Genomic DNA, 16,000 nt, shown 5'->3' on the forward strand with positions numbered 1-16,000 from the left:
CCTTAGACGCAAGCGTTACCGCTATGTAAACGACGACTCATAACCCCAGCTCACAGGTACTTTACAGTTGAACATTGAATGTAACGCTTATGTTCGAGCTGAGAGACCTTGAGAACGTTTCAGGTTGATTGCTGACGGCGCCGCGGAACGCGCCCGGCTCTTATTTGCTGAAAACGACCACGGCCGCCGTGCCCCATTGGGGCGCGGCGGCCGTGGTCGTTTGCAGCCGTCGGCTAGGTACCCGGCTGGCCGGCAGTTCCAGGCCCACCGGCCTCGCCCGCGGTGCCGTCGGTACCAGGCGTGCCGGTACCGGTCGCGGCACCTCCGGTGCCAGCCGCGCCGGCCGCACCGGCGTTGCCCGCGGCGCCGCCGGCACCGCCGGTGCCGTTGCCGGCACCGCCCACACCGTGGTTGCCGCCATTGCCGCCGGTCCCGCCGTTACCGCCGTTGCCACCGTTGCCGCCGTCGAAGCCGTTGCCGGTGACGGGGTCGGTGCCACCGGCACCACCGCCGCCGCCGTGGCCGCCGTCGCCACCGGCACCACCGGCACCACCGTCACCACCGGTCCCGGTCTGGGAGGCACCGCCGATGCCACCGTTGCCGCCCGTACCACCGGCGTTTCCGTTACCGCCGTCGCCGCCCGCGGTGTTGGCTCCGCCTGGGAGCAACGGGATTCCGCTGGTGCCGGCGGCACCTTGTTCGGCCGTGCCACCGGCACCGCCGGCCCCACCGTCGCCGCCATCACCCGCCGTCGCGGTGCCGCCGGCGCCGCCGGTGCCGCCGTTACCCGCGGTGCTACCGCCACCGCCGGCGCCACCCGCCCCACCGGTGCCGCCGTCGACGGTGCCCGTTGCGTCACCACCGACACCGCCGGCACCGCCGTTGCCGCCGGCAGCCCCGGCACCGTAGGCGTGGCCGCCGTCACCGCCGGCGCCGCCGGTGCCGGCGTGGCTGGTACCGAAGCCGTCGGGGGCGCCAGTGGTCGGCGTCGCGACGCCACCGCTGGCACCACCGGCACCGCCGTTGCCACCGGCACCGCCGTCACTCCTGGTGGACAGGCCCGAGAAGCCGTCGCCACCCTTGCCGCCCTGGCCTCCGTCGCCGCCGGACGCGGTGCCATTGCCACCGGTGCCACCGTTGCCGCCCGTACCGGTGGCCCCGCCGCTGCTGGTGCCGCCCTGGCCGCCGGCGCCGCCGTTGCCGCCGATGCTGACGACGTTGTCGCCGGTCGCGCCGTCGGCGCCCGCGGCACCGACACCGCCGTCGCCACCGGTACCGCCGCCTCCGCTGGATCCGCCGATGCCGCCGGCGCCGCCGTAACCGCCCGCGCTCCAGGTGGTGGTGCCGTCGTTCCAGCCCACACCCTTGCCGGCGGCGCCACCATTGCCTCCGGCGCCGCCGTCGCCGGTGGTGCTGTAGCCGCCCTGACCGCCGCCGCCGCCGGTGCCGCCGCGCAGCGTGCCGTCGCCACCGGCCGCGCCGTTGCCGCCGGCGCCACTGGTACCGCTGTTGCTGTTGCCACCCTGGCCGCCGTAGCCGCCCTGGCCGCCGCTGGTCGCGACGGTGTTGTCGTCGGTGGCACCGTTACCGGCCACACCGCCGTTGCCGCCGGTGCCGCCGGTGCCGCTGTCGCTGTTGCCGCCCTGGCCGCCCATGCCGCCCTGGCCGCCGAAGCCCAGGGTGCCCAGACCACCCTGGCCGCCGTCACCGCCGGCGCCGCCGGTGTTGGCGCCCAGCGAAGCGCCGCCCCCGCCGCCGGTGCCGCCATTGCCGCCGGAGTTCCAGGGGTAGGTCGGACCGGTCGTGCTGACGCCGGTTCCGTCGCCGCCGTTGCCACCGGTGCCGCCGTTGCCGCCGTGCTCGCCGCTACCGCCCGCGCCGCCCGCGCCACCAACTCCGCCCTGGCCGATGTAGTCGCCGGCCGCGTCCTTGACCGCGTCGCCGCCGGCGCCGCCGTTGCCGCCGTCCGCGCCGTCGCCAGCCTGCCCGGCGCTGCCGTAGAACGAGCCGGCGTAGTAGGCGGATCCGCGAGCGCCACCGGCGCCACCGTTACCGCCGTTGCCGCCGGCGCCACCGGTCACGCCGGTCGCGTCGCTCTGCGCGCTGTTGCCGCCGTCGCCGGCCGCCCCGCCGTCGCCGCCCTTACCGCCGTCGCCGAACATGAAGCCGCTGCGTCCGCCGGCGCCACCATTGCCGCCGGATCCGCCGGCACCACCGGCACCCGTGCCGCCGGCTGAAACCGCGGTGCCCGCGGCGCCGCTCATTCCGGCACCGCCCACCCCGCCGGCGCCGCCGTTACCGAAGAACCAGGCGGCGGCCGCGCCGCCTTCGCCCCCGTCGCCGCCGGCCCCGCCGGCCACGGTCGCGGCACCACCGGCACCGCCCGCGCCGCCGATACCCATCACCCAGGCACCGGTGCCGCCAGCACCTCCGTCCGCGCCGGCCCCGCCGTCACCGCCGGCACCGCCGTTGCCGAACATGCCGATCGCGTCGCCGCCATTGCCGCCGGCCGTACCGGCCACGTCGCTGTCCCAGCCGGCGCCACCGTCACCAAACCACAGCCCGCCGTCGCCGCCGTCGGGGTTGTCAGCGGTGCCCGCAACGCCGTTGCCGATCAGGTACAGACCCGACCAATCGTTGATCCAGCCATCCACCTGCTCGCCGAACGGGCTGGTGATCCACGCCTGCATGCCGGCGTGCATCGGCTCGTAGAACCACTGGTCGAGCAGGCCGGTCCAGATGTCGCTCGGGTCACCGGCCAGCGCCGACGCATCCAGCGCACTTGCCGCCGGGGCGTCCAGCAGGGCGCCCAGGTCCAGCCCTGCCGTGGCATCGCCGGCGTCCACCCCGAACAGCGGGGTGATCATGTCGAGGATCCAGTCGAACTCAGCGTCGGCGCGCGCGGGCGGCGCAGCCGACAACGGGGTCATCCCGAAAGCCAGGAACGCGCCCACCGCAGTGGTGGCGCCGATCACCCGGTTGCGGCGCCGGGCCCCGGAGTTGCCAGGCTGGCTGCTGCTGTGGCGACGACTCATTTGCGAACACCTCTCCTGTGAAGCGGTTCTATGAAAGTTGCAGGTTGTCAGGGATCAGCGGGTCAGCGGGCGGGCCTGCTCAGCCCAACGCCCCGAGGAGGGCTTGCAGCGCCTCGGCCGTAGCGTCGGCTGCGGCCGGTGCTGTGCCGCCGTCGTCGAACAAGTCCGTGGGGATGGTCGGGAAATCGATCCCAGGCCACGGCGGGGTGACTTCGATCGGGTCCTTGCCGGTCCAGCCGGAGCCGAGCAACGCCCCGACGGTCTGTCCCCAGGCCTCCATCGCCGCGATCGGGCCGACGCCCTGGCCTTCGATCGCGATCGGCACCCCGGGCAGGATGCCGGTCTCCAGGGTGATGCCGAGGCTGTTGAAGATCGACCCACCAACCGCGGGGACCTCGATGAGGTTGCCGGCGGCGTCCGTCACCTGGTAAGGGCCGACGGCCACGTCGCCGGGAGTCAGCAGACCGCCCAGCGCGAACTCCAGGTGGGTGATGTTGGTGCCCTCCGGCAACAAGCCGGTGCTGGCGATCAGCGGTATCAGGCCGTCCAGGTTCAGGGTGGCGCCGTTGAGGTAGCCGTCGACCATGTTGGCCATCATGGTGTTGAAGTCGTCACCGTCGCTGATGCTGTTCATCAGCGCCACCAATGGGCTGAACATCGGGCCCAACTGGCCGATGATGATGGCGCTCATCGGCGAGGCCAGGAAGTTGACGATCGGTGTCGCCAGGTCAGCCTGATCGGCCGGCAAGAACGACGGCAGCAGCCCGAACAGCGCGTCATGGCCCAGGGCGAAAGTGCTCAGGTCCGATCCGCTGAGGGTATGTACCCCCACGGTGCCGATGGTGCCGACCAAGCCATCCAGCCCGAGGCTGCCGGTGGCGTTTTGCAGCGTGTACCCGGTCAGCACGGAGTCCAGGTTGTGCTGGATCTGCTGCATCACTTCCGGGAACTTCGACGGGTCGTCGAGGATCTCCTGCCAGAACTGGGACTGGTTGGCCAGCATCTGCTGCAAGCCGACCCCGGGCGCCAGCAAGAAGTTCTGGGTCAGCGTGGTGAGGTTGGCCGACGCCTGGTTGAACACCTCGGTCCACGGCGCCATCAGCTCGGGCAAGGTGTCGGTCGCGGTTAGCGCGATGTCGCTGATTCTCGGGAGACCCGCCAGCGGCGCCGAGACCGGAGTGACGGCGATGAGGCTCGACCCGACGAGCGCAACGCCGGCGGTGATATAGGGACGAAGGGTTTGCTGCACAGCGATCTCCTCGTTGTCGGTGCTGCCCTGTGCTGAAGCGGCTGCAAATCCACTGTGCAGTGACTGTGGCGTTCCTTACACACCGCTGTGATTCTGGACACTACTTGAGAGTCAGCTAAGACACAAGCATGTACGTCAAATAATTCTCATGCGGGCCCGCAGGCCAGGGTGCTGTTATCTGGCCGTTATGCGGCTTACCATGTGCTTACCCTGAGCCTTCTGCGGGAACGCAAATTTAGCCGCCGCGGCTTTTCCGCTGGGTTTGAGCCTTCGGTCGTCCGCCGACCAGTGGTTCTGGCGGCTGTCGGCCCGGTCGCTGCCAGCGGCGCCGCGCCCACCGGCGGCACCGCCGCCAGGTTTGCTCAGATACCCGGTTACCCGGCCCGCCGACCATAGATCGCGGTCGCCGGGTCCGTTTGTCCCCGGCGACCGCGATCTGAATGAACCGGTCGGGTTTAGGTTCCCGGCTGGCCGTCGTTCCCAGGAGCGCCGGGGCTGCCATTGGTGGCACCACCGGTGCCGATGCCGCCGGGCCCGGCTTGTCCACCGGCTCCGCCGTCGCCACCGGTCGCGGTGCCCGTGCCGTCGCCGCCGTTGCCGCCGTCGGCGCCGTCGCCGCCATCGCCACCGGTGTTTCCAGCTCCCTGCGCGGTGCCGCCGCTGCCACCGTTGCCGCCGGCGCCACCGTCTCCGCCGGCGCCATCGGCGCCCGCAGTGCCGGCGGTGCCACTGGTGCTCGTGCCGCCGGCACCGGCGGTGCCGCCGGCACCACCGTTACCGCCGATCGCGCCGTTCCCGCCGTCGAAGCCATCGCCGGTGGCATTGGTTCCGCCGGTCCCGCCGTTGCCGCCGGTCCCGCCTTGTCCACCGACGCCGCCGGCCCCGCCGGTTCCACCGGTGCCGCCGACCGAGGTGCCGCCGGCGCCGCCGTTACCGCCGCTGCCCGCGTTCCCGCCGGCATTGCCGTTGCCGCCGGCCGCGTTCGCCGGGCTGGTGCCGTTGGTTCCGTTGCCGCCGTTGCCGCCATTGCCGGCCGCGCCACCGGCGCCGCCATTGCCGTCGGCGCCGACCGTGCCGGCAGCACCGCTGGTGCTGGTACCGGCCGCGCCACCGGTGCCGGCCGCGCCACCGGTGCCGCCGTTGCCACCGTTGCCACCGCTCTGACCGACGCCGGCCGCATTGGTGCCGCCATTGCCGCCGACGCCACCGCCGCCACCAGACCCGCCCATTCCGCCGACACCGCCGTTGCCGGCAGCCCCGGTACCGGAGGTGCCACCGGCGCCGCCGTTGCCGCCGAGCCCGCCGTTGCCGCCATCGGTCCCGTTGCCGCCGGCCGCCGTCGCCGAGTCCGCGCCCGCCGTCCCGGCGGCCCCGATTCCACCGGCGCCGCCAGCCCCGCCGTCGCCGCCGTCACCGTCGAGTCCAGCGGTGCCGGCACCGCCCGCGGTTCCGCTGGTGCTCGCACCACCGGCGCCGGCCGCCCCGCCAGTGCCACCGGCGCCGCCGGTGCCGCCGTTACCGCCAGCCAAGCCGTTGCCGGTCGCGTCGGTGCCGCCCTTGCCGCCGACACCGCCGTCGCCGCCACCGCCACCGACGCCGCCGCTACCGCCGACTCCACCGGTGCCGGTGTTCGCGGCGCCCCCAGCCCCGCCTTGCCCGCCGGTGCCACCGACGGCGCCGTTGCCGCCGGTGCCACCGGCTGCAGTTGCGGAGTGGCTGCCGGCGCTGCCGGTACCACCGGCCCCTCCGGCGCCACCGTCGCCGCCAGCACCGCCGTTACCGCTGCCGGTTGCCGCGCCACCGACACCGCCGACGCCGCCGGTTCCGGCCGGCGTGCCGAGGCCGCCGTCGCCACCCGCGCCACCCGCACCACCGTCGACCGCCCCGGCACCGGTGCCGCCGGCACCACCGGCTCCACCGTTCCCGCCGACACCGGCCCCGCCGTTGCTCGCACCGCCGATGCCGCCGGCGCCGCCCGCGCCGGCATGGCTCGGCGCCAGACCGAGGTCGTTGGCTGCCGGAATCACCGCTCCGCCGCTGTTGCCGCCGGCACCGCCGGCAGCACCATTACCGCCGGCACCGCCGCCGCCACCCTGGCCACCGGCACCACCGGCGCCACCGTCACCACCGGAGGCCGTTCCGTTGCCGCCGACACCGCCGACACCGCCGGCACCACCGTTGCCCGGGCCGAACAAGTTGTTGACGGTCTCGGAGCCGGCGCCACCGTTGCCGCCGTCACCGCCCACGCTGATACCGGTCGCGGCGCCGTTGCCGCCGGCCCCGCCAACCCCGCCGACACCGCCTTGGGCGACACCTTCACCGCCGCCGCCACCGTCACCACCGGCGCCGCCGATGCTGACGGTCTGGCCGTCCAGCGGACCGCCGGTGCCACTGACCACCCAGCCGGTGGCGTCGCCGCCGGTACCGCCGTTGCCGCCGGCGCCACCGATTCCGGTGTTGAAGTTGAATCCGCCGTCGCCACCGAAACCGCCGCCGCCACCGGTGTAGGTCCCGGTCCCGCCGTTACCACCCACGCCGCCTGCCCCGGCGGTAGCCGTCCCGGTGCCGTTGCTGGTGCCACCGGTGCCGCCGTAGCCACCGTGGCCGCCGATGGTCTGGATGGTGTCGTCATCGGTGGCGCCGTTGCCGCCGTTACCACCTGCACCACCGGCGCCGCCGGTACCGGTCTGGCTGCTGCCGCCCTGGCCGCCGAGACCACCGTTGCCGGCGGTGCCCGTGACGCCAGCAGCACCGGTGGCGTCACCGCCTCCACCGCCGGCGCCACCGACACCACCGGTGGCGTCGCCGGTGGAGTTGCCGCCGTGGCCTCCGTAAGCACCGAGGCCGCCGTTGATGCCGTCGCCGCCGTCGCCTCCGGCGCCGCCTGCACCCCCGATGGCACTGGCGTTCAGGTATCCGCCGCCGGACCCACCCAAGCCGCCGTTGCCGCCGTCGCCGAGGAAGTCGCCGTTGGCGTCGGTGGCCGCGTCGCCACCGACGCCACCGACCCCGCCAGCGGCGCCGACGCCGTCCTGGCCGGCCGACCCAAAGGTGCCGTTGAACTTCACGCCGCCGTTACCGCCGCCACCGCCACTACCGCCTTGGCCGCCATTACCACCGTCGACGTTGGCGGCGTCACCCGCCGCGCCCGCGCCGCCAGTGCCTGCTGCGCCTCCGGCACCGCCGTTGCCGCCGTTTCCGAAGGTGTAGCCGCTGCGGCCACCGTCGCCGCCGGTGCCGCCGGCGCTGCCGGAGCCGCCGATACCCGTGCCTCCCGAGGCGAAGCTGCCGGCCGCACCGTTGACGCCGGCGCCGCCGACCCCACCGGCCCCGCCGTTGCCGAAGAACAGCGCAACCGAGGCACCGCCGTCACCGCCGTCGCCGCCGGTCAGGCCCGGGCCCAAGCCGGCCCCGCCGGCGCCGCCCTCACCGCCGTTGCCCATCCACCAGGCGCTGGCCCCACCGGCGCCGCCGTCGGCACCGGCGCCGCCGTCGCCGCCCGCCCCGCCGTTACCGAACATGCCGAGCGCGTCGCCGCCGTCACCGCCGTTAACGCCGGCCGCGTCGCTGTCCCAGCCGTCCCCGCCATCGCCGAACCAGAGCCCACCGTTGCCGCCGTCGGGATCGAGCGCAGTTCCGTCGACACCGTTGCCGATCAGATACAGCCCGGACATCTGGTTGATCATGTCGTCGATCTGTTCACCGAACGGGCTGGTGATCCACGCCTGCAGCCCGGCATGCAGCGGCTCGTAGAACCACTGGTCGATCAGCCCGGTCCAGAAGTCGCTCGGGTCTCCGGCCGCCAGCAGCGGAGCGGTGGACAACCCGTCCAGCGCGCCATCGAAGCCTTGGCTGCCCGCATCCAGGGCGGCCAGCGTGCCCGCATCACCGGCGCTTGCGGTCACACTGCCGAGCAGGTCGGCAAGCAGATCACCGAGTCCGAGGTCGTCGGCATGCGCCGGCGGCGCGGCCGTCAGCGGAGTCATCCCGAACGCGAGGAACGCGGCCGCCGCACTACCGGCGCCGACTACCCGCCGACGGCGCCGAGATCCGTTCGTACCGTGACGGCCACCTTGGCTGCTGGTGTGACGACGGCTCATTTGCGAACACCTTCCCTGTGAACAGCCTTGCTGCGGAGTGGAAATTTGCCGATGGAACTGGATGTGATGGTGGTTCAGGCGCCCAGCGAGGCGAGAATGTCGGTCAGCCAGCTGAGGTCGGCCGCTCCGGCCGTCGCACCCAGGGCGTCTGCGGCTGCGCTGCTGCTGCCGCCGTCGTCGAAGAAGTCGTCCGGAATGGTCGGGAAGCTGAACCCACCCAACGGCGGGTCCGCGGGGGGTGAGTCGCCCGGGTTGCTCTTGGCGTCCCAGCCCCAGGCGGGCGCGCCCAGCAGTCCGGCGACGGTCTGCGACCAGGCTTCCCAGGCACCGATCGGGCCGACCGCGACCGGGTCGACGTTGAGCGGCAGTTGCTGCCCCAACAGGTTCGCCGTGATGTTCAGCCCGAGGCTGTTGAAGATCGAGCCGCCGACGGCGGGGATCGAGGTCGTGATGTCGCCGGCACCGTCGTAGAGGTTGTACGGGCCGGCACTGACCTCGCCGCCGCTGAGCAGCCCGCCGAACGCGAAGCTCAGACTGTTCAGGGTGGTGCCGGCCGGCAACGGCAGCAGGCCCGATTGCTCGATCATCGGGATCAACCCGTCGAGGTTCAAGGTGGCACCATTCAAGAAGGCGCCGTACATGTTTGCGATGGTGTCGCCGAAGCTGTCGTGGTCGGTGATGCTGTTCATCATCGCGACCAACGGGCTGATGAGCGGCCCCAGCCCGCCGATCATAATGGCGCTCGCCGGCGACGCCAAGAAATTGATGATCGGGGTCAGCGTGTCGGCTTGATCGGCCGGCAGGAAGTTCGGCAGCAGCTGGAACAGCGCGGCGTGGCCGGCGTCGATGCCGATACTTCCGTCAGGGTTCAAGACGGTGTCGAATCCGGGGTTGAGCGTGTGCAGCGTGGTCGCCGCGATGACGTCGGGATCCGCGTTGAGCAGTGTGTAGGCGTCGTTGACCGCTTTGAGATGCTCCTGGAACTCGTTCATCACGGTGGGAATGGACGACGGGTCGTTGAGAATCTGCGTCCAGAACTGACTTTGATTGGCGAGGAACTGCTGCAGCCCCACGCCGGGTGCCAGGAAGAAGTTGTTGGCGAGCTGCGTGGCGTTGTCCGAGGCGGTGTTGAACACATCGGTCCACGGCGCCAGCGCATCGGGCAACGTGCCGCCCGCGGTGAGCGCGACGTCGCGGAGGACGGGCAGCTCGGGCAGCGGTGCCGCCACCGGGGTGACGGCGATGACGCCGGACCCGACAATCGCGATGCCAGCGGTGACGTAGGGGCGAAGGGTTTGCTGCACAGCCATCTCCTCGTTTTCGGTGCTGCCCTGTGCTGAAGCGGTTCGGAGGCCACCGTGCTGCGACTGTGACATTCCTTACACACCGCTGTGATCTGTAACACTACTTGAGAGTCACCTGAGATACAAGCACTCACGTCAAATAATTCTTTCCCGATCCCACAGGCCAGAAGGCCGTAACCAGCCCGTTATGCAATTTTCTATGTGTTAACCCTGAGTCTTCTGCGGAAACGAAAATTTAGTAGCCGCACGCGTTCCTCTAATCCGGCCGTTCCCCGACCCTTCCGCGGCCGGCCCGACGTGGTATCTGTCGTCTATGCGAATCGGCGTGCAACTGGCGTATTCAGGCGGGTTCAAAGAGGCCGTTGAGCAGGTCGTCGAGTTCGAGAAGGTCGGCGTCGACGTCGCGGTCGTCGCCGAGGCGTACTCGTTCGACGCAGTTAGCCAGCTCGGCTACCTGGCCGCCAAGACCTCGACCATCGAGCTGGCGACCGGGATCCTGCCGATCTACACCCGGACCCCGGCCTTGCTGGCCATGACCGCCGCGGGTCTGGACTACGTGTCCGACGGACGGTTCATCCTGGGCCTGGGCACCTCGGGCCCCCAGGTGGTGGAGGGCTTTCACGGTGTGGCGTTCGACGCCCCGATGGGCCGGACCCGCGAGGTGGTGGAGATCTGCCGGCAGGTGTGGCGACGCGAGCGGGTCAGCTATGATGGCAAGCACTATCAGCTGCCGCTGCCGGCGGACCGCGGCACCGGTCTGGGCAAGCCGCTGCAGTTGATCAATCACCCGGTCCGCGAACGCATTCCGATTTCGATTGCGGCACTGGGGCCCAAGAACGTGGAACTGACCGCGGAGATCGCCGACGGCTGGCAGCCGGTGTTCTTCTATCCGGAGAAGGCCGCTGACGTGTGGGGGGCGGCGCTGGACGCCGGTGCGGCCAAACGGGATCCGGCACTGGGTCCGCTGGACGTGATGGTGGGTGCGTCGCTGGCGATCGGCGACGACGTCGACGACCGGTTGGGGTGGGTCAAACCGCAATTGGCGCTGTACATCGGCGGAATGGGCGCCAAGGGCCGCAACTTCTACCACAACCTGGCCACCCGGTACGGGTTCGGCGATGTCGCCAACCACATCCAGGAGCTGTACCTGTCCGGCCGAAAAGCCGAGGCGATCAACGCCGTTCCCGACGAGTTGGTGCGCCAGGTATCGCTGATCGGCCCGCGCGGGTTGGTCGCCGAACGGCTGGCCGCGTTTTCGCAGGCCGGGGTGACCACGCTGTTGGTCGGCCCGCTGGCCACCGATCCCGGCGAAGCGTTGCGCTACGTCGAGGAATTGCGCGGCCTGCTGCCCGCCTGACATCAGCGGGACCCGATTGTGATCCACGACACGGCGGGGGCCAAGATAGGGCCATGGCCTTCACCCCCACGACGACAGTGCCCACCGCGCAAACCCTGGTAGACCTGCTGCAACGGCAAGCCGAACGGTATTGCGACAAGGTGGCATTCAGCTTCTCCTACAACGGGGACGACGAAGGCCGTAGTGAACTGAGTTTCCGCGAGTTGGACCGGCGGGCTCGCGCGATCGCGGCGGATCTGCAGCGCCGAGACGTCGCCGGCGAGCGAGTCCTGGTTCTGGTGCGCCCAGGTCTGGACTTCATCGCGGGATTCTTCGGCTGCCTTTACGCCGGTGCCATCGCCGTCCCGGTACACCAGAAGCTGGCACCGCGCCTGGCGGTGGTCGTCCCGGACGCGCAAGCCCGGTTCGCGCTCACCGCCATGGAATCCCAACAGGCCACCCGATCCGCGGTCGCCAGGATCCCCGGGGAACCCGAGCATTGGTTCTTCACCGACGCCGGTGCCGACCCGGACACCTGGGTGGCCCCCGACATCGACACCGACTCCCCGGCCGCCATCCAGTACACCTCGGGATCGACCCGCTCACCCAAGGGCGTGCTGCTGTCCCACGGCAATGTGCTGCACAACGTGGACGCCATCCGGCAGGCGTGGAACGGCGACGAGAACGCCAAGGGGGTCTTCTGGCTGCCACCGCATCACGACCTGGGTCTCATCGGCGGCATCCTGTCCATGGTCTACATCGGGGCCAGCACGGCGCTGATGTCACCGACCGCGTTCATCAAGCGCCCGATGCGCTGGCTGGAACTGGTGTCCCGGCACCGCGGGGTGATCACCGCCGCGCCGAACTTCGCCTACGACCGGTGCGTGGAAACCAGCACACCGGCCGAGCGCGCCGCGCTGGATCTGTCCTGCCTGACCGTCGCCATGAACGGCGCCGAGGCGATCCGCGCCACCAGCCTGGCCGCCTTCGCTGATGCCTTTGCCCCGGCGGGCTTCCAGATTTCGTCCTGCTATCCGGTGTACGGGCTGGCCGAGGCCACGCTGTGTGTGTCGGCCGGATGCGTGGAGGGCATGCCGGGGGTGCGCTACCTCGATCGTGTCGCCCTGGCCGAGGACCGCGCCGTCGACGTCGCGCCGGAGGATCCCGCCGCCGCGACGTTCGTGGGTTGCGGTCAGCCCCGTGAAACAGATGTCGCCATCGTCGACCCGGTGACCCGTCAGCCCTGCGGCACCGATGAGATCGGTGAGATCTGGGTCGCCGGACCCAATGTCGCCCCAGGCTATTGGCGACGGCCCGAGGAAACCGCCCAGACGTTCGGGGCGGTCTTGGCGGAGCCGGGCGACCCGAACCGGGGGCCGTTCCTGCGCACCGGCGACCTCGGGTTCCTGTGTGCCGGTGAGCTGTACGTCACCGGACGCTGCAAGGACCTCGTGGTGGTCGACGGCCACCGCTACTACCCCAACGACATCGAGTTCACCGTGCAGCAGTGCGATCCGGTGCTGGTGTCGGGCCGGGGCGCGGTCTTCGCGACGGACGCACCGCCCGGTGGCATCGAGCAGTTGGTTGTCGTCCACGAGGTGGACGGCGCACGCGCCGGGGACACCGACCTGGAGGAGGTCATCGACAAGATCCGGACCGCGGTCGCCACGCACCACGGGATCGCTGCCGACGCCGTGGTCCTGGTGCACCATGTGTCGATGCCCACCACCTCGAGCGGCAAGATTCAGCGCGGCCAAACCCGCCAGCAGTTCGTCGACGGCTCTCTTGCCGTGGTCGCTGAATGGCGCGCACCCGCCGACGAGTTGTCGTTGGAGCAGCTGGAGGCCGCAGCCAAGGTCGTCGCGGCGTTGCAGGCCTGGGGATCCCGCCAAGTCTGAGCCCGCTGATCACTCCCCGACCTGCGGTAGTTCATCCGCTGCGATCTCACACGGGCTGGGCGCGGGGGCAGCGTCTTGTGGTTCGGGCTGCTCAGCCGGCTGGGCGGCCGGCGTCTCGGGCTCCGAGACCGGTTCGGCGTCGGGGTCGGCTGCCGTGTCTGGGGGTGGCTGCGGATCGGGGATCGCGGTGAGCGACCCGTCGTCTCCGGGTTCCTCATCGTCGGGTTCCGGGTCGAGTTCAGCGTCGTCGAGTTCATCCTCTGGGACGCCCCGCAAACCGTCGATCGCCTCGACGAACTGGTGCAGCAGTCCGCTGAGATCACCGGCGTCGGTGGACGATCCGGTATCGATGGGCGATCCTGCGGGCGCGGCACCGAGTGCCGGTTCCGGCGCGCCGACCGGCAGCGGTGCATCGACCGGTGCGACCGGCGTCTCCGGTGCGGGGCCGGCACCCAACGGTGGCTCGCCCGCCGCCTTTTCCCGGTGTGCGGCGATCGGGGCAGCCGGGATCTCCGGCACCGGGGCCGGCGCGAAGGACTGGTAGCGCACACCGAATTCCCCGGGTATCTCGAAACGCGCAGTGGGCGCCCACCCATCGGTTGCCGCGGCGTAGGCGGCGGCCACTGCGCTGCGGGTGGAGTGGATCACGGCGAGCCAATCGGTGCGGATGTCGTTGTCCACGTACGGCGTTATCTGCTGTTCGACGATATCCGCGGCGGTTGCCCGGTCCCCCAGACCGGCCGTCACGGTCCGCGCGGCGGCCAGCCACTGATCGCGCGGTGCAGCCACACGGTCATCGATATCGACGGTCGCGGCGACCTTCTCGTCGATGAGCTGCCACAGCGCGTCGGTGAGGGTCGCGCACCGTTCGACGGCCGTACGGACCGCGGCGACGGTGGTGGCCGCCGAATCGCAGTGCCGCTGGATGAACCCGACCGCGCGGTCGGCTCCCGGTCCGGTCCAGGCCGCTGCAAGCTCGCCGATCTGCCCGCGCTGCATCCGCAGCGCTTCCTCGGCCGCGGCCAGCCCGGCCCGCAGCCGCCCGCAGTCCTCGTCAAGCATCCGCAGGTCCAGTCCGGCTTCCCGGTCATAGGCGTCGTCGACCTGCCTGTCATACGACGTCAGGTCGGGATGCCGATAGCCCAGCATCCGGCACGCCGACACGTAGGTCTGGATGTGCCGCAGGGCTTCTCGGCCTTCATCGAACCGGGCGGGCACATCGAGGCGGACCGCCACAGGTCAGCCGATCCGGGTGGCGCCGCACATCTCGGCGTCGGCGTAGCGCTGCGCGCCGGCCCGCAACGCGGCGGCGATTTCGGCGCTGGCACGTGCCCACCGGGTCAGCTCCCCCGCCAGCCGGTCCAGCGTGTGGCGCACCGCGTCGCCGTCGGCGACATGGTCACGTCCGGCGCTGGCCCCGTCGAACTCCAGCCGGGCCAGCTGCGCACGTACCGCGTTGTCCAGGATGTCGCTACCGGCGTCGAATTGGTCGGCGGCCGTCCGCATCGCCGCCATGTTTATCCGGGTGACGTCGTCTTGTCCCACACCCACTTCGACGCGGTGGCGCACCGCACGGTTCCCGCGGCGTCCCCAATCACCCCGCGAGGGTGCGCAAATGTACGCATTTACGGCCAGAAGACTGGCATTGTGTGCACGGTCGCGGCTGGAAATCCGGGGCGAGAAGGTTTTTAGTCCGCGGTGCTGACCGAGTCCGCCACCCGCGCCGCCAGCTGACGCGCGGTGTCCTCATCGGCGGCTTCCACCATGACGCGGACCATCTGTTCAGTCCCGGAGGGACGCAGCAGGATTCGGCCGGTGTCTCCGAGCTCGGCCTCAGCCTCGGCGACCGCGGCACGCACCGCCGGCGCCTCGGCGACGGTGGCTTTGTCGGCGACTTCAACGTTGATCAGTACCTGCGGCAGGGTGCGCATCGCCGACGCCAGACCGGCCAACGACTGACCGGTCTGCGCCATGCGCGCCATCAGCCGCAGACCGGTGATGACTCCGTCGCCGGTGGTGGCCAGCTCCGGCAGCACGATGTGGCCGGATTGCTCGCCGCCCAGCGCGTAGCCGCCGGATCGCAGCTCCTCGAGCACGTAACGGTCACCGACTCCCGTGGTGCGCACCGTGACCCCGGCCGCGCGCATCGCCAGATGCAGTCCGAGATTGCTCATCACGGTGGCCACCAGGGTGTTGTCGGCGAGCTCACCGGACTCCTTCATGGCCAGCGCCAGCACCACCATGATGGCGTCGCCGTCGATGACGCCACCGTCGGCGTCGACGGCCAGGCACCGGTCGGCGTCACCGTCGTGCGCCAGGCCCAGGTCCGCGCCGTGGGCAAGCACCGCGGCCCGCAGCGGTTCCAGGTGGGTCGAGCCGCAGCCGTCGTTGATGTTGAGCCCGTCCGGGTCGGCGTTGAGCGTGATGACCCGCGCCCCGGCTGCTTCGTAGGCGCGCGGCGCAGCCGCCGATGCGGCACCGTGGGCGCAGTCGACCACCACGGTCAGGCCGTCCAGCCGCGCCGTGGTGGCCTTCGCGACCTGGCTCAGATAGCGGTCCAGGGCGTCGGGTGCGTCGACGACGCGCCCGATCTCGGCTCCGACGGGCCGCAGCCCGGGTCCGGCGGCGACCAGGTCTTCGATCTGGTCCTCGGTGGCGTCGTCGAGCTTGTGCCCGCCCGGCCCGAAGATCTTGATGCCGTTGTCGGGCATCGGGTTGTGCGACGCGGAGATCATCACCCCGAAGTCAGCGTCATACGCGCTGGTCAGGTGGGCGACCGCCGGGGTAGGCAGGACACCGACCCGCAGCGCGTCGATGCCGGCGCTGGTCAGCCCGGCGATCACCGCCGCTTCCAGCATCTCGCTGCTGGCCCGCGGATCGCGGCCCACCACGGCGATGCGTCGACCGGTCCGGCCGGTGTAGGTGAGGCAAGCCGCGGCCGCCGCCCCCAGCGCGAGCGCCAGTTCCGCGGTCAGTTCGCGGTTCGCCACCCCACGCACACCGTCGGTGCCGAAAAGTCGACCCATAACAATCCTTTATCTGCCGCGAGCGTGCGCGTTGATACGCCGACACGCCGGA

At 71.3% G+C, this 16,000-nt stretch carries 9 protein-coding genes; 2 read left to right on the forward strand and 7 right to left on the reverse strand.

Features of this window, described 5'->3' with window-relative positions; translation table 11 throughout:
* Positions 1-233 precede the first annotated feature (233 nt).
* The 4 genes from AC5Y36_RS12250 to gjpA (AC5Y36_RS12265) all read right to left on the reverse strand — a co-directional run bounded on the left by AC5Y36_RS12250 (position 234) and on the right by gjpA (AC5Y36_RS12265) (position 9,694).
* Positions 234-3,035, reverse strand: a complete 2,802-nt coding sequence (locus AC5Y36_RS12250; RefSeq protein WP_500041173.1) for a PGRS repeat-containing protein — start codon at positions 3,033-3,035, stop codon at positions 234-236.
* A 79-nt stretch (positions 3,036-3,114) separates the two neighbouring features.
* On the reverse strand, positions 3,115-4,284 hold the full coding sequence (gene gjpA / locus AC5Y36_RS12255; RefSeq protein ID WP_500041174.1) for an outer membrane porin GjpA: 1,170 nt from the start codon (positions 4,282-4,284) through the stop codon (positions 3,115-3,117).
* Between the two features lie 455 nt (positions 4,285-4,739).
* A complete protein-coding gene (locus AC5Y36_RS12260; RefSeq protein ID WP_500041175.1) occupies positions 4,740-8,384 on the reverse strand; it encodes a PGRS repeat-containing protein in 3,645 nt (1,214 codons plus the stop codon).
* A gap of 74 nt (positions 8,385-8,458) precedes the next feature.
* Positions 8,459-9,694 (reverse strand): outer membrane porin GjpA, encoded by a 1,236-nt coding sequence (gene gjpA / locus AC5Y36_RS12265; RefSeq protein ID WP_500041176.1) that lies wholly within the window; start codon positions 9,692-9,694, stop codon positions 8,459-8,461.
* Positions 9,695-10,001: 307 nt separating this feature from the next.
* On the opposite strand from gjpA (AC5Y36_RS12265), the gene AC5Y36_RS12270 reads away from it, so the two are divergent.
* Together AC5Y36_RS12270 and AC5Y36_RS12275 are read left to right on the forward strand one after the other, a co-directional pair.
* The gene (locus tag AC5Y36_RS12270; RefSeq protein ID WP_500041177.1) at positions 10,002-11,045 is read left to right on the forward strand and encodes an LLM class F420-dependent oxidoreductase; all 1,044 of its coding nucleotides are present in this window, start codon (positions 10,002-10,004) and stop codon (positions 11,043-11,045) included.
* 53 nt (positions 11,046-11,098) lie between these two features.
* On the forward strand, positions 11,099-12,922 hold the full coding sequence (locus AC5Y36_RS12275) for a fatty acyl-AMP ligase (RefSeq protein WP_500041178.1): 1,824 nt from the start codon (positions 11,099-11,101) through the stop codon (positions 12,920-12,922).
* A gap of 9 nt (positions 12,923-12,931) precedes the next feature.
* On the opposite strand, the gene AC5Y36_RS12280 is transcribed toward AC5Y36_RS12275, so the two are convergent.
* The 3 genes from AC5Y36_RS12280 to glmM all read right to left on the reverse strand — a co-directional run bounded on the left by AC5Y36_RS12280 (position 12,932) and on the right by glmM (position 15,948).
* Complete coding sequence (locus AC5Y36_RS12280; protein WP_500041179.1) at positions 12,932-14,158, reverse strand: hypothetical protein; 1,227 nt, start codon at positions 14,156-14,158, stop codon at positions 12,932-12,934.
* A gap of 3 nt (positions 14,159-14,161) precedes the next feature.
* Positions 14,162-14,437 carry a type VII secretion target gene (locus AC5Y36_RS12285; RefSeq protein ID WP_500041199.1) on the reverse strand — a complete coding sequence of 92 codons (276 nt, stop codon included), beginning with the start codon at positions 14,435-14,437 and terminating at the stop codon, positions 14,162-14,164.
* A gap of 173 nt (positions 14,438-14,610) precedes the next feature.
* Positions 14,611-15,948, reverse strand: coding sequence for a phosphoglucosamine mutase (gene glmM / locus AC5Y36_RS12290; protein ID WP_500041180.1), 1,338 nt, complete (start codon positions 15,946-15,948; stop codon positions 14,611-14,613).
* Positions 15,949-16,000: the final 52 nt, after the last annotated feature.

The sequence above is a fragment of the Mycobacterium sp. NGS50 genome (assembly GCF_059812545.1).

Coding starts and splice junctions, on each gene's coding strand:
- AC5Y36_RS12250 (WP_500041173.1), bottom strand. CDS start 3,035: ATGAGTCGTCGCCACAGCAGCAGCCAGCCTGGCAACTCCGGGGCCCGG.
- AC5Y36_RS12260 (WP_500041175.1), bottom strand. CDS start 8,384: ATGAGCCGTCGTCACACCAGCAGCCAAGGTGGCCGTCACGGTACGAAC.
- gjpA (WP_500041176.1), bottom strand. CDS start 9,694: ATGGCTGTGCAGCAAACCCTTCGCCCCTACGTCACCGCTGGCATCGCG.
- AC5Y36_RS12270 (WP_500041177.1), top strand. CDS start 10,002: ATGCGAATCGGCGTGCAACTGGCGTATTCAGGCGGGTTCAAAGAGGCC.
- AC5Y36_RS12275 (WP_500041178.1), top strand. CDS start 11,099: ATGGCCTTCACCCCCACGACGACAGTGCCCACCGCGCAAACCCTGGTA.
- AC5Y36_RS12285 (WP_500041199.1), bottom strand. CDS start 14,437: ATGGCGGCGATGCGGACGGCCGCCGACCAATTCGACGCCGGTAGCGAC.
- glmM (WP_500041180.1), bottom strand. CDS start 15,948: ATGGGTCGACTTTTCGGCACCGACGGTGTGCGTGGGGTGGCGAACCGC.